The 13,180-nt window shown below is 69.0% G+C and carries 13 protein-coding genes; all 13 read right to left on the reverse strand.

The genetic code is table 11. The annotated features are described in order from the left end of the window. Positions 1–448 precede the first annotated feature (448 nt). Positions 449–1,513 (reverse strand): M23 family metallopeptidase, encoded by a 1,065-nt coding sequence (locus ACFQGL_RS28285; RefSeq protein WP_377515691.1) that lies wholly within the window; start codon positions 1,511–1,513, stop codon positions 449–451. 470 nt (positions 1,514–1,983) lie between these two features. After that, the gene (locus ACFQGL_RS28290; RefSeq protein WP_377515614.1) at positions 1,984–2,964 is read right to left on the reverse strand and encodes a DUF2637 domain-containing protein; all 981 of its coding nucleotides are present in this window, start codon (positions 2,962–2,964) and stop codon (positions 1,984–1,986) included. A gap of 383 nt (positions 2,965–3,347) precedes the next feature. Beyond that, positions 3,348–4,184 carry a hypothetical protein gene (locus tag ACFQGL_RS28295; protein ID WP_377515616.1) on the reverse strand — a complete coding sequence of 279 codons (837 nt, stop codon included), beginning with the start codon at positions 4,182–4,184 and terminating at the stop codon, positions 3,348–3,350. Continuing rightward, the gene (locus ACFQGL_RS28300; protein ID WP_377515617.1) at positions 4,181–5,164 is read right to left on the reverse strand and encodes a DUF4192 domain-containing protein; all 984 of its coding nucleotides are present in this window, start codon (positions 5,162–5,164) and stop codon (positions 4,181–4,183) included. Before ACFQGL_RS28300 ends, ACFQGL_RS28295 begins: the two co-directional genes overlap by 4 nt. Positions 5,165–5,422: 258 nt before the next feature. Further along, on the reverse strand, positions 5,423–5,836 hold the full coding sequence (locus ACFQGL_RS28305; protein ID WP_377515618.1) for a hypothetical protein: 414 nt from the start codon (positions 5,834–5,836) through the stop codon (positions 5,423–5,425). Between the two features lie 233 nt (positions 5,837–6,069). Further along, positions 6,070–6,576, reverse strand: a complete 507-nt coding sequence (locus tag ACFQGL_RS28310) for a hypothetical protein (RefSeq protein ID WP_377515619.1) — start codon at positions 6,574–6,576, stop codon at positions 6,070–6,072. Next, positions 6,569–7,063: a hypothetical protein gene (locus tag ACFQGL_RS28315; protein WP_377515622.1), complete on the reverse strand. Its 495-nt coding sequence runs from the start codon at positions 7,061–7,063 to the stop codon at positions 6,569–6,571. Before ACFQGL_RS28315 ends, ACFQGL_RS28310 begins: the two co-directional genes overlap by 8 nt. Positions 7,064–7,191: 128 nt before the next feature. Then, a complete protein-coding gene (locus tag ACFQGL_RS28320) occupies positions 7,192–8,136 on the reverse strand; it encodes a DNA-processing protein DprA (protein WP_377515624.1) in 945 nt (314 codons plus the stop codon). 644 nt (positions 8,137–8,780) lie between these two features. Next, complete coding sequence (locus tag ACFQGL_RS28325; protein WP_377515625.1) at positions 8,781–9,929, reverse strand: GGDEF domain-containing protein; 1,149 nt, start codon at positions 9,927–9,929, stop codon at positions 8,781–8,783. Positions 9,930–10,158: 229 nt separating this feature from the next. Next, positions 10,159–10,800, reverse strand: a complete 642-nt coding sequence (locus ACFQGL_RS28330; protein ID WP_377515626.1) for a hypothetical protein — start codon at positions 10,798–10,800, stop codon at positions 10,159–10,161. A 91-nt stretch (positions 10,801–10,891) separates the two neighbouring features. Then, a complete protein-coding gene (locus ACFQGL_RS28335; protein WP_377515627.1) occupies positions 10,892–11,461 on the reverse strand; it encodes a hypothetical protein in 570 nt (189 codons plus the stop codon). After that, on the reverse strand, positions 11,458–12,498 hold the full coding sequence (locus tag ACFQGL_RS28340) for a hypothetical protein (protein ID WP_377515629.1): 1,041 nt from the start codon (positions 12,496–12,498) through the stop codon (positions 11,458–11,460). The genes ACFQGL_RS28335 and ACFQGL_RS28340 overlap by 4 nt, the downstream gene beginning before the upstream one ends. A 124-nt stretch (positions 12,499–12,622) precedes the next feature. Further along, on the reverse strand, positions 12,623–13,048 hold the full coding sequence (locus ACFQGL_RS28345) for a hypothetical protein (RefSeq protein ID WP_377515631.1): 426 nt from the start codon (positions 13,046–13,048) through the stop codon (positions 12,623–12,625). Positions 13,049–13,180 lie beyond the last annotated feature (132 nt).

Here is a 13,180-nt window from a genome sequence, read left to right on the forward strand (position 1 = left end):
AACCGGCATCACGCCCGCGACAGCACCCGCCCACTGGCACTACTCGGCATCACCTGACGACTTTGCCGGGGCCCTGGCCCGCACATCGCCGAGAAGTACGGTCGCCATGCAAGACCTGTGCGGCCAGGCCGGCGCTCACGGCCACTTCTCGGCGAACCCACATCGGTACAACAGCGACCGCGACGCCCTCTCATCGGCAAATCCGCGCAGGCGCACGCAGCAGTGCAGTTCACGCCTCCCGCCGATACGTAACGTCACTATCAACGGTCGACACGTCAACCGGCACCCATACGGCCGCCACCCCGGACAACCGTGCGGATCGTCGATTACCTGCCAGCTTCGTCGGCGGCGAAAGGGCTCCTCGTGGAGTTTGGCGAGACGCCAACCCGGTTGCCACGAACGCGAGAGGGCCGGCCATTGATGGACGCCGACATAGTGCGGTGCCCTGCTAACCCAACGGTGCGCCTAGATTGATCATGAACGGGACCGGATCTATGGCCGCATCCGCATTGGCATCACCGTTGGCGTGGACCTCGAAGTGGAGGTGCGGCCCAGACGAGTGGCCGGTCGAGCCGACGACGCCGATGGGCTGGCTGACCATGACGTGGTCGCCGACCTCGACCCGCGGTGGTTCGTTCATATGGCAGTACCGGGTGATGATCCCGCCGTCGTGATCGATGTCTACGTACCAGCCGCAGCCGCTGGTGAGGTTCGGGTCCCCGTCGCGGTCGCAGCCCCAGTTGCTGCCGTCGCGGTTGTCGATGGCGTTGCAACGTACCCGGCTGACGATGCCCGCGGATGCGGCTCGAATGACGGTGCCGCGTGGGGCGCTGAGGTCTACGCCGTCATGACCGGGCCGGCCTGCGGAGCGGAAGCCTGAGCCGACAGCCGCGAGGACTGGCTGGGTCCAGGGCCCGCTGGCGCCGCCGCAGCTGGCCAGCCGCCCAGTCGGCAGTGAACTCTCGCCGCTGGTGATCGTGCCGACGAGCTGAGTGGCTTCCGGCTCCCACTTCGCGTACGCGTCGGGATAGGCGCTGACTTGCACACGTTGGGCTGCCTCAGTAAGCGGCAAGGTCTGCCAGCCGGGGATCCCCAACAACTTGGCGTAGAACCTACCGGCGGCGTAGGTCGGGTCGAGGAGTTGCGCGACGTTTCCCCATCCTTGGCTGGGTCGTTGCTGGAACAGTCCGACGGAATCCCGGTCGCCGCCGGGGAGGTTTCTCAGCGTCGATTCCTGCATCGCGGTGGCGACGGCGATCACCCACCCCCGAGTGGGCACGCCCTTGCTGGCTCCAGCGGCCACGATGACGGCAGCGTTGGCTACCTGATTGCGATCCCACCGGCCGACAGCGGTCCACCCACCGGGCGGCGCTGGGGCAAGCGATCGACCGGATGTCGCACCAGAGCCGCAGCCGGCAGCGGAGCCTCCCAGCAGAAGGCCGGTGCCCGCGAGACAGACGAATACCACCGTGACGACGGCAGCGAGCAGGGTGGCGAGCATTCGACGACTCACCGCCGGCTCCAGCATTCAGGGAGATTGGTGGTGCTGAGACGTGGCTTGATGGTCATGTTTCCTCCACTGGTGAGCAGTCGCCAGCGGTGCCAAGGAGCTGATCCCGGCGCGTCCGGCGAGTCGAAGAGGTCTGGCGCTGCGACGAGCAGGTCTACAAACGCAAAAAGGGCCGCATATGCGGCACCAGGAGCTGCATTTCGGATTCGAGCGGGCGGCCATCGCCAGCGAGGGGACAGGTCGGACGCGGATCCCAGGCAGGCTGAGCAGGATTGAATCGGCGAATCAGACTCCGGCGAGAGTCCATGGGCGCGAGGACCAGGCGGGTCCCCTTCGACCTCGAGAAATGAGTCGTCAAGATGCGGCCCCGCGCCGGCCCCCTCTGCCCCTCTACACAAGTGAGGCAGACGTCCACCACCGGGACAGAGGGGTACCGGCCGGGATCGACATGCGGAGCCAGCGCTCTTTGAGACTCAGGACCCAGGGGTCGAGGGTGCCGCTGGCGCTTCGGGCGAGCTGTCGTGGCTCCCGTTGTGGGAGGCCAGCTCGGCCAACCGGCGGGCGGTCGGAAGCGGGTGGTCGAGCATGCCGAACTGGCCGGCACGCCGGATCGCCTGGACGGAGCGCACATCGAAGTTGTGTCGCTGTGCGAGGGCACGGAGGTCGGTCTCGCCGTCTTTCATGTCCGCCCAGACGGCCTGCCAGCGGCGGTAGCGGTCGGCATTCACGGGGATGCGGCGGATCAGGTCGACCGGCCAGGGCTGATCGAGGTCTTCGCCGGGCGCGTGGTCATCGCCGTCGTGCCGCGGCATGTCAGGGTCATCCCGCGACACGTTGGGATCGTGTCGCGAACCGTCGTCCGGCCTGATGCCGTCGTGGTCCGGCGCTCCCCTGCTGATGTCAGGCTCAGTGAGGTGTCGCGTTCCGATGGCCTGCGGGTCAGTTGTGTCGTGACGTCGCATCGAGTCGTCGGCGGAGTGTTCGAGCATCCGCGACAGCATTTTGATCGCGGCGATGAGCGCGACCGCGGGCCAGCCTGCGATGATCCGGGCAATGACGTCGTCCTCGGCGATGAGGATGTTCGCACCGAGGCTGACGACCCCGCCGGCGGCGAGGGCGATCCACGGGAACGCGCCGGAGGGGCGGCCGGCCCGCCGGTCGGCGAGGATCGCCAAGGTGGCGACGACCTCGATGCCATCGACCGTCAGCGGGAAGGCGTGTGCCTTCCAGCCCTGCTCACCGCGCGATTCGGCGAGTTCGCGGAGGTGGTCGTAGCTGACCGCGCCGGCGACACCGGCCAGTCCGAGGGTGGTCAGGGTGGCTGCAGTGGTGATGACGAGGTCGGTCAGGGACCGTCCCGGTCCGACCGGGCGGGCGGTTCGCCGAAGTACGACGTCGACTGCCGTGACGGCGAAGGCGACGGCGATGCCCACGAGGACGAGTCGGATGTCCATCAGCGACCCGCCCGTCGTCGCGACGGCGCGACCCCGATGTCGAGGGTCGTTCGGGCGAGGCTGCGTGCAGTGTCGGGTGTCGTGACATACGCCTGCCGGGCGGTCGTCCAAACGACGACGTCCACCGCGGGGCGGCTGTCCTCCTGGCGGTCCGAAACTGGGCCGGTGGCGTGTCCATACGGGGTCGCGGGGGTACGCAGGCAGTGCGCGATGGTGACATGGTGGCCACGCGTTCGGGTGTTCAATCGCATCAGGTTTGCGGCCTTCCAGAAGGGCGGTGCCGGCGCCTCCAGGGCGCCGACACCGCACATCGGTGTGATCCGGCGCTCAGGGGCGCACCTGGTGGTGCGCCGCTCCGGGTGCGGGCGTGGAGAACGCGGTCGTCAGTCGGTGCCGAAGTCGTACTCGTGGTGGTGGACGGGTACCACGTCGACCGCGCGGATCTTGTCGGTGTGGGCGCGTGCGACCTCGAGGCGGTCCAGGTCGTTCGCAACGACGTCGACCGCGACGGAGATGGCGCCTCGTGGGTCGAGGGCCTTGACTTCGACGACGAGTGGCACCACGAAGACGATCCGATAACGGGAGCCTCGCTCGCCGCTGACGTTGCTGGTCGGCGGCGTCTCATCGAGCGCGCGCAGCCGCAGTTGCCACTGCTTGGTCGGGTGGATGGATGCGTCCCGTAGGCAGCGAAGTTCGACGCGGAGGAGACGTTCCGCCGCAGCTACGGCCTCGTCGCTGTTGTCCGCGTCGGTCTCGATGGCGAGCGGGGTGTGAACGGTGGCCTCGAAGTGGGTCCGCAGTGGCGGGGGCATGGTCAGGTAGCGCAGGGCGTCGTTCGCGTCCGGAACGCTAAGTGCTCCGGTGTTGACCGCGAAGATGATCCAGCGCCGAACCAGGTCGACGAACTGCCGGTAGCGTTCCTCGATGGCTGCGCTGCTGTCGCGGATCTCGTGATCAGCCAGGGTGAGTGCGCCGCGAAGCGCGGCGATCAGATCGGTGTCGGCTTGCCGGACGAGGACCATCTGTTGGGCGACGAGGTCGGCGGCGGCGCGGACAGCGTCCACGTCGGGGGCGACGGTGCGGGAGTGCTGGAAGCCGGCATACAGCAGGTCGAGGATTTCCTCGGCGCCCCAACGGGCCTGCTGCACCACGGTGGCGGCGGCCGAGCCAGTGGGTGGGTTGATCACGGTGCTGCTCCCCTCCTGATCGCGGCGGATCATGGGCGGTCGGTGTGCTGGGCAGCCCAGATCTGCCAGTCCTCGAGGACTGACGGGGGGATGCCCGCGCGGAGCCCATCTAGGACGAGCAGTGCCATCCCGTAGTTCGGATCAGCCGTCAGCGCGCGATGCGCCGCGATGTCGGCCAGCGCACCATTCCCCTGCAGCCAGGCGGTAAAGGCCAGCAGGCTGGCGGGCGCCGCGACCAGGTCCGGGTCGGCGCGCCGGGTGAGGTCCCGCCACAGTTCGAGGTGCCATTCCTCGCGGCTGGCGGTCAGCCAGGCATGGTCCCGAACGGCGATGGTGCTGAGCAGCGTGGTGAGCCAGGCGACCTCGTCATCGGTGCACCGCTGGCCGCTCCGGTACCGGTTGGCCGCCTCCGTCAACGCTGCCTGCCCTTCGGCCTCGACGGCGCTGAGACTGGCCGGTAGGTCCGCCAGCCGTCGGCGGGCGCGGTCGGTTGCTTCGGTCATGGCGGCACGGAGGGCACCGCCTGCGGGTGCGATGGAGGCCGCGAGGCTTGCGCGGTCCGCGAACGGGCTGGATCCGGATACCACGGCCCGTACCGACAGTGGGCTGGCGACCGCGTCAAACGGCGTGCCATCGGGTGAGCAGCACGTCGGGTTGTCGCACAGGTAGGACCAGTACCTGCCATCGGTGACGCGTAGCGCGTCGTACACCTGCAGGCCGGCGACGGTGAGTACCGCACGGGCAGCGTCGACCGCCGGTGTGGCGAGATCTTCTGGCCCGTAGGCGGCGATCACCACGTGGGTCGCGTGGACCTGGTCGAGGGCCGGCAACGCCTGCGCGATGTCGTCCAGTCCAGCGGGCAAATCTCCCCGGGTGACAAGGGCGACCTTCGTCCCGGCGATCGCGATCAGGACGATGCTGTTTGTCGGGTGGAATCCGACCAGGTGCGGCACGGCAGCGAGCATCTCTGCGGCCGAACGCACCGGCAGGATGGAGTTGTCGGGACTGGTCATCGTGTTTCCTTCCGATTCGGATCCACCGCGCGAAAGCGGGTGGATTGGTGTGGGATTGCGGGGCCTTATCGAGTTCGGTCAGGTGTCGGCGTGGCGCGTAGGACTCCGCCGGGGAGCGCGCCCGAGCGGCGCGGGCGTGTGTTGAGGTCCGGGTACGCGTGTAGGTGCGCGTTGACGGCTACGCGCAGAGAGATGCCTTCTCGCCGGACGAAGCCAGGTGCGCACGGCCGCGGCGCACGGCCTTCGGCGCGAGCGGAATCACGGCCGGGGCGGGGTGATCTCCACGTGCAGGTCGCCGGTGAAGCCGGTGGCGAAGGTCATCCGGAGCCGGTTCATGTCCAGGCGCTGAACCTCTCGGAGCCCGTTGCGGTCGGTCATCCAGCGCGAGCAGCGCATCGCATTGCCGATCTCCGCGACCACCAGATCGAGGTCGGGCGCGATCGGTGGAATCGGGTCCAGACCCAGGTGGCGGCGGCTGTCGGCGGCCCAGATTTCGTCGGTGGTGATCCAGTGACCATCGCGGTGTCGGAACTCCACAGCGTCGGCGGGCGCGTTCTGTGCCCGGGCCAGGTCGAGCAGGTAGGCCAGATAGTCGGGGGCAGAGCCACGCATGCGGCCCCAGGCACGGATGTACGGGTAGTCCTCATTACCGCCAGAGGCGTCGTCAGTCATCGAGGTTGGTCCTTTCAGAGCGAGCAGCCCGGGACCGCGAGCGGCGATCCCGGGCTGCAAGGTCGGCTTTTGTGTGCTGGCCGGCACCGCCCGCAGCCACGGCCGGGACGCAGCGCCTGGTCGTGCGATTGCGCAGCGGGGCGACATCAGTTGGCCAGTGGAGGGGGTGCGAGGTGCCCCAGGAGGTCTCGGGCGTTCGGCTCGCGGCACCTGCTACTGCGTGTTTCAGGCCGTCAGCGACGCCGGGCTTCCTTGGCGCTCTCTACGCGGAGCGCTTCAACGGCGGCGGCTACTGCGGCCTCGATCGTGTCGAACGATGCTGCGCGCGCCCCACCGTCGGTGTAGAGCGGGTAGTCGATCCCAGTGGTGCGGTTGTGGACGCGTACGTACCAGCCGGATCTGCCGTCGGGTGGGGACAGGTAGCTGGTTGCGTTGGCATCAGCCGGGGCATCGATGGCAACGTGGCATCGGGCACCGTCGGTCTGGTGGCGTCGGGCGGCCCACCCTTCGGGGACCAACCGTTGCGCCTCTGGCAGGTGCTCGTCGACGAGGTCGACGGACTGCGCGATGGCCCGTTCGTTCTCCGCCGCGCGCTGACGATGATCGCGATCGACGAAGCTGACCCACGTGCCGGTCCCGGCGTCATTGACGAGGTACGTCTCGCAGGCTTCGCACCACCGCAGGCCTTGACGCCACAGTCTGCTGAGGGTCTGGCACCGCGAGCAGACGATGTCAGTCATGAGCCCGACCCCGCGTTGGCTCCTCCTCCGCGGCGTCCGACTGATCGTGGCCATGGATGTGGACTGGCAGGGGTGGGGACCCGGTGAGGCGTGCGTGCCCTTCGGCGACCTGTTCGATGACCGTGACGATCAGGGCGGCGACCTCGGTCGGGCTGGTGTGGTCCGGCACCGCGATGGTCCAGGCGTCGTCGTCCGGCCCGATCTGGAATTCGCTCGTGTCGGCGACCGGCTCCCGGTGATCGCGTTTTGCGAACCAGCCGGGGCCGGCGGTGACCGCCCAGCGGGCATCCCCGTTCTGGTCGGTGTGTTGGCTTCCGGCGTAGATGGTGGCGGTATTGCCGCCCGAGTGGCCGATGTGTGCGTGATGACCGTGCCTGGCGATTTCGACGACCACGGCCTGCATGTCGAAGCGGGTGGGCTGCCGCCCGTCGTTGAAGGCGTCGCGTAGTTCGGCGATCAGATCGTTGTCGATCTGATCGGGCGGCACGACTCCCTGGCTACGGTGGGCGACCGCCCACAGTTCGTGGTCGGTGGGCAGCGAGGTGCCGTTCCTGGCGTCGGTCTCGCCCGCTGCCCTGATGAACTCGAGCAGGTCCCGCCAGTTCGGGAAAGCGTTCATGTCGTCGTTCCCTCGGATGGGTGTCGCTCCGTCAGGTGTCCGACGACGTCGGCGACGTCCCGGACCAGACGCACCCGCGGCGTCTCGCGCAGCGCCTGGTGACAGCCGACGGAAAGGGCCGAGGTCACCGGACCGGGCACCGCCATCACAGGTCGGCCGAGGGCATTGGACTGCGCCAGGACGGTCCGGGCGCCACTGCGGAGGGCTGCCTCCACGAGCACGCAACCGCCGGCCATCGCCGCCAGGAAGGCCCCGTTGACGGGTACGCGGCTCCGGTACGGCGCGCTGCCGGGCGGCCAGGCGCTGATCAGGGAGACCTGCTCGAACAGCGCTGAGTTGCCTTGCGGGTGGGGACGGTCGAGTCCAGCGGGATTGATCGCGACGGCCAGGTGTCCAGCCGTCAGTGCGCCGCGTAGCGCTGCGGCGTCGACGCCGTACCCACCGGTGTTGAAGATTGTCCACCCGCTCTCGGCGAGGCCGTGGCCGAGTTCGGCGGCGACATGCTGGCCGTAGCTGGTGGCCGCGCGGGCTCCGATGACCGCAACAGACCGGTGCAGCGTGTCGCCGAGCGGCTGTGCGCCGCGAACCCACAGGCACGGCGGTGGGGCGGGCAGCCGGGCATCGTCGTCGGTGGCGTCGTTGTGCTGGTTCAGGTCCTCCAGCGCTTTGGGCCACTCCGCGTCCTGCGGGATGACGATCCGTGCACCGATCTGTTCGGTGTCGGCAATGATCCTGATGGCGACCTGCCGCAGACCGGCTGCACCCAACTGTTCGGCAGCTGCGGAACGCGCCTCAGCCTGCGGCAGGTGGCCGGCGATCAACCGGTGGAGGACCGCTTCCGGGCCCTCCTCGTGGATCATGGTGTGGACGAGTCGGTCGCCGACAATGGTCAGCCGGGCCAGGACGGCGCGGGCGACTCTTGGGTCGTCGATGGTGCTCATTTCAGCTTCTGTCTCCTTCCCGGTCGGAGGATGTGTGGAAGGCAGCCGCCGGGCCAGGGATCCCAGTGGACGCCGTCTGGCCTGAGCGCGGCGTGTCGCCGCGCCCAGGCGCAGTCGTCTCGGGATCGGCGGGGTACGGCCCGGCGGAGGTCTGGGTCGAGGGAAGCAGCGTCGTCAGCGACGACAGGTGGAATCAGCGCGGGCTCGACCTGCGCGGATGGCTGTCACTCGGCGGCGTTCGGTCGCGCGAGTGTGGCTGCGAGGGCCCTGCACAGCTTTCGGTGCGAGGCGGTCGGCGTCAGTGGCCCCCGAGCGAGCCGAGGCCGGTTGCGGAGATGACGACCAGGGCAACGACGTGCAGGCTGACCAGGGCAAGGACGTGGACGCGGGGTGGAGTCCACGGCGCAGACAACGGCGCAGGAGGCCGCTCTTGGTCTCGGGGGCGACGTGCTTGGGCATCAGCGGGTTCCTCTCGGCTGGCCGCGCTTGCAGGTGAGCGCGACTGGGATGGTCGGATTCACGGACACCGGCGTCCGAAGCGGGACGGTCCGTAGTTCGGTTCGTTGATGGGTAGACGGCGATCCCGCTCCGCAGCCGGTTCCCTGCGCACTGGCAGGCGGGAGTGCCGGGCACTTCTGGTTCGTTCACGACTGCTCGCTGACGGTGTCGATGAGCGCCGATAAGCGCTGAGCCAGTCCCGCGTACTTGGCCATCTCCGTCTCGGCGAAAGCGGCCGTGCGGTCGAGTCCTTCCGCCGTGGGTGTGACGTCGATCGTCTCGGCCGGAGCAGTGGATGCCGCGGGATCACTCGGTTCGGTATGGAGCACGGCCGCCCACCGGTCGTAGGCAAGCCAGAGGGCGTTCGCGATGGTGGCCGCCTCGTCCAGCGAGCAGACCAGCCTCGTCGTCGGGGCAGTGCCGTCGGTCGCCCGGGCCGCCGTGTCGCGGTGGGGCTTGACATCCCGGCGGCGTACCTGAGGTCGGGTGCCGTCGAGCTCCGGCACGCCGTCACGGTCGGCGTCGTAGATGAGCGTCTGGTTGCCCACCCGTTTGGCGGTGAACATGGCGGCGTCGGCCTGGGCCAGGGTCTTGCGGGCGTTACCGCCGCTGCTGACGGCGATCCCGACGCTGATCCGGAGTTGCATCCGCCGTCCCGCTACGGTCGCGGGTCCGACGAAGGCAATGCGGATGGCGTCGCGCAGGGCCGTGGCGTCCGCGCCAGGCACGAGGACCATGAACTCGTCGCCTCCCGTACGGGCAACCTGCGCCCCGGCGCTGACGGAGGCGGCCGCGTGGGTGAGGCGGGCGGCGATGGCCTTCAGGTACTGGTCACCTGCGGCGTGTCCGCCGTTGGCGTTGACCGTGTGGAGGCCGTCGGCATCGGCGAAGGCGATGGTCAGCGGCGCCGCCACCCCGGTGGCGGCGGCCATGGCCCGGTCAGCGAGTGCCCGGTTGGGTAGTCCAGTGAGCGGGTCACACTGGGCGGCTGCAAGTTCTCGCCGTAGCAGCTCCTCACAAGCGGCACCGGCGGCAACTCGACGTTCCAGTTCCTCCTCGCGGGCATGGGCCGCAGCGAGTCTCCGGCGTTGCCGGATGAGCCGGGTCGTCGCGGTGATGCCAACCGGGATCCAGCTCTGCATGGCGATGACGGCGACGAGTACCGCCGCCGTGAGATGGCCGTACGACGCTAGGAAGGCAACCGGTGCGGCCGCGAGGATGGCGACGACTGCGATGGTCGCGGTCGTGCGAAGCAGATCACCTCTGTCGGTGGGTCTCGCATCGGGTTTGGGCATGATTGGGCTCCTTCATGGAGGAGCTCCGAGGGCGGGCCGCTGTCGCAGGCGAGGCCCGCCCCCGGGCCTTGGGGTGGGTACCGGCCCCTGATGGGCCTATCGCCTGACGGGAACCAGCTCGGAGGAGCCGCCGCTCACGGTGCCGCGCGGGGCGTGCCCGTACCTGGGCCCGCTGCCCTAGCGACAACGGCATCGGGCAGGCTCGTGAACGGGATGCCGGCCGCAGCGATCAGTCGAGGTCGTCGAGGTCGATGTCCTCGTCGCTGACCTGGGCACCTTCGCGGCGCAGGTCGTACTCGTCGAAGTCCAGGTCGCCGCCGGACACCATGTCGCGCAGCTCGTCCGCGGCGCGGTCGTAGGCGTCTTCCTCGTCGGTCGCGCGCACCCGGACGGTGACCGGGACGAGTAGCTCGACGCTGTATTCCACGGGCAGGGTGGTGATCCCCAGCCGCTCCAGGGCGTAGTTCGTGCCCGACAGGCAGATCTCACGGTTGTTGACGGCGCGGGCCGCCCTACGGCGTACGTCATTGCTGAATTCGTCGTGAGCGAGTTGCCTGGCGTTGGCCTCGACCACGGCGGCCTCGGCAGTCGCATTGGCGGCGGCGACCGCCGCAGTGAGTAGGTGGTGAGCCGTCTCGTCGGTGGGCGTGGCGGGCATCGGCCCGTAGCCGGCGGCGAGAAGAGTCGCGACCCTGCTCAGCCACGCCGGTGTGTCGCCGGATCCATTCGTGGCCTGCCAGGCCGCGACGAGCATCTCTTCGGTGACCGCGGTGTGGATCATCAGGTCGGTGGCGGCCGGCCCGGTCTCCGGAGCTGCAGCTTCCGGGTTTGCTGAGTTCTGGGCGTCGAGCAGCTCGACGGTGTCGGTCATGATCGTGTTACCTCCTCTGGCTGAGACGAAGAACGCCGCCCCTGTTGGGACGGCGGCGGATCGTTCGGTTTGTCGGGTTCGGCGATCGCGGTCACGCGTTGGTGACGGAGACGACCTCCACCTCGTCAGCGCAGAAGAGTGGCCGGTGTGGCAGCCGGGGCAACTCCTCGCTGAGTTCGCTGACGGCCAGGCGTACTGCCTCGTCGTCGTCGACCGCGGAGACGCAGATGGTGATCGGCACGCGGAGGGTGACCTGGTGGTCCGAGGGGATCGGCGGCAGTCCCCAGTCGGCCAGCGCCTCGCTGAGGCTCCCCTCGAAGTCGGGGTTCTCGCCGAGAGTGCTGAGCCCGGCTGTGCGGACGCCAAGTTGCAGCCGACGCAGGCCGGTGCGGTGCTCGGCTGCCTCGTGGCGTGCCCGATTGGTCCGCGCTCGGGCCTGCAGCAGATCCTCGATCAACCGGGCGTGGCAGACGATGCGGTCATCGCCGTTGGTGTGGTCGTGCTCGGAAGCGGCGATGGGTCCTTCGCTGGCGGGGCTGCTGGCTGCGGCGAGGAATGCGGTCAGCAGGTCACTTGGCATCGACTCGCCGGTAACCTCCCGCCAGGCCTGGGAGGCCGTGCAGCTGAGCCGGCCGATGTCCCCGGAGAACGCTTCGGTCATGGGTGCCTTCCCTTCGTCGACGCCCGTGCTGCCGTACGGGCAGGAATGGAGGTGGAGGTCGGTGTCTCAGGCCAGGACGGCACCGGACGACGGAACACGGCGACAGCCTGGCCACCGGTCGCATCGGTGGTAGCGACGGCATAGACGTCGTTGTCGAACAGGTCCCGCCGCAGGGCTTCGAGGTCGATGTAGCGCCGGGGCATTCCCAGGCGCTCCAGCGCCGTGGCCCAGCCGCGATCGACCAGGTGCCTCTCGGCGTATGCCGAAGGGTGCGGAAAGAGCCCGAGGAAGCCGGCGGTGAAAATCGCGGGCAGCTCCTCGGCCGGTACGTCCACGTCGACACCGCCACTCGCCGCGAGCCAGTCGCCGACCGCAGCCAACGGCAACTGATGGGTCGAGGCGATCCGGCGCATCGCGCACAGCACCGGCAGTGGCAGTCGGTGCGAGTCGCGGCCGTACCGGCCAAAGCCGTGCGCGTCGAGGACCATCACCTCTGCTGCGGCATTGACCGGAAGCACCTTCGCGATGCTGGCTCGGTCGGCGGTGAGGTCGCCGTCGAGGAGGACGGCTGCGGACGAGGTCAGGTCGTCGGCAGGCGCGATACGTACGGCCCCCTCCTGGCTCATCGCCGACCGAACGACGGCGGCCTCATCCCCAGCCCTGGCATCGGCGAGCGCGACCAGCACCCATCGGGCAAGGTTGGACAACGCCTGCACCGCCATCCGCTGGTGCCGGGCCAGCGTTCCGTCGAGTACGAGATCAGGGGTGACGACGCTGGCGCGGACCGTGCACCACGCCACCGGAAGATCGCCGGAGTAGACCAGGTACGCGGGGGTTTCCCCGTCGATTACCCCAGCGGTCCGAGCCTCGATCGAGGCGCCCAGCACCGCAGCTTGCGCCGGTGGCAGTGTGTCGACCTTCAGTGGTGGTGAGGTGCGGTACCGGTCCGCCAGGGCGACCCCGACCAGACTTCCGGCGTTGACGGTACGCAGTCGTTGGAATGCTCGGACAGCGTCCGCAACGGTGCTTCGCCTCATGCTCTCCCCCGTCCAACGGGGATGCCGAGTTGGCTGTCGGCAGCCAGACTGACGCCAGGTCGTGGTGAGAGATCGCTGGACCGACGCGCGGTGAACTCGTCGTCGAGCGCCGTCGTAGACCTCATCACCACAGCTCCGTTGCGGCGTGGGCGTCCACGAGCAACGAGAACTGCCGGTCGGTAAGCCCGATCGGCTCCGCGCCACGACCGGCGCCAGTGAAGATGATCGGCCCGCACAGGTAGGGCTCGTCCCACGGGCCGAGGTACGGAAGTCCGGTGGTCTCGAGGGCCATCTGGGTGGCCGTCCAGTTGGGGACTCCCCTGCCCTGCTGGTCGTCCTCGAGCCACATGACGGTGCATTCATCGAGCTGGACTCGGTAGGCGGCACCGGTGGTGATGCGTCGGCCGAGCCGAAACCCGCCGCCATCGGCAGGGGCCTCCAGGACGGTCAGCCGTCCGGACGGACCGACCATCAGGTAGGTGGCCTGTTGTGCCGGAGCAGGCGCCGACTTACGGATGTCGAGTGGCGGCCGCATCGCGGTGATGGTCATCCTCTTTCTCCTCTGCTGTCGTGGGGTCGGTAACCCCTGGGCACGCAAAACGGCCGGTCAGGCGAGTGCCTGATCCGGCCGGGAGGTACGGCGGTTGGCAAAGTCAGCCGGGCCAGTTGGCAGGGCGGGGTC

The organism is Micromonospora vulcania (assembly GCF_042658605.1).
Taxonomy (GTDB): domain Bacteria; phylum Actinomycetota; class Actinomycetes; order Mycobacteriales; family Micromonosporaceae; genus Micromonospora; species Micromonospora vulcania.

Bases quoted from the DNA above. Each gene is read 5' to 3' on its own strand.
- ACFQGL_RS28340 (WP_377515629.1), bottom strand. From the start codon at position 12,498: ATGAGGCGAAGCACCGTTGCGGACGCTGTCCGAGCATTCCAACGACTG.
- ACFQGL_RS28330 (WP_377515626.1), bottom strand. From the start codon at position 10,800: ATGACCGACACCGTCGAGCTGCTCGACGCCCAGAACTCAGCAAACCCG.
- ACFQGL_RS28325 (WP_377515625.1), bottom strand. From the start codon at position 9,929: ATGCCCAAACCCGATGCGAGACCCACCGACAGAGGTGATCTGCTTCGC.
- ACFQGL_RS28310 (WP_377515619.1), bottom strand. From the start codon at position 6,576: ATGACTGACATCGTCTGCTCGCGGTGCCAGACCCTCAGCAGACTGTGG.
- ACFQGL_RS28320 (WP_377515624.1), bottom strand. From the start codon at position 8,136: ATGAGCACCATCGACGACCCAAGAGTCGCCCGCGCCGTCCTGGCCCGG.
- ACFQGL_RS28295 (WP_377515616.1), bottom strand. From the start codon at position 4,184: ATGATCCGCCGCGATCAGGAGGGGAGCAGCACCGTGATCAACCCACCC.
- ACFQGL_RS28335 (WP_377515627.1), bottom strand. From the start codon at position 11,461: ATGACCGAAGCGTTCTCCGGGGACATCGGCCGGCTCAGCTGCACGGCC.
- ACFQGL_RS28305 (WP_377515618.1), bottom strand. From the start codon at position 5,836: ATGACTGACGACGCCTCTGGCGGTAATGAGGACTACCCGTACATCCGT.
- ACFQGL_RS28290 (WP_377515614.1), bottom strand. From the start codon at position 2,964: ATGGACATCCGACTCGTCCTCGTGGGCATCGCCGTCGCCTTCGCCGTC.
- ACFQGL_RS28345 (WP_377515631.1), bottom strand. From the start codon at position 13,048: ATGACCATCACCGCGATGCGGCCGCCACTCGACATCCGTAAGTCGGCG.
- ACFQGL_RS28300 (WP_377515617.1), bottom strand. From the start codon at position 5,164: ATGACCAGTCCCGACAACTCCATCCTGCCGGTGCGTTCGGCCGCAGAG.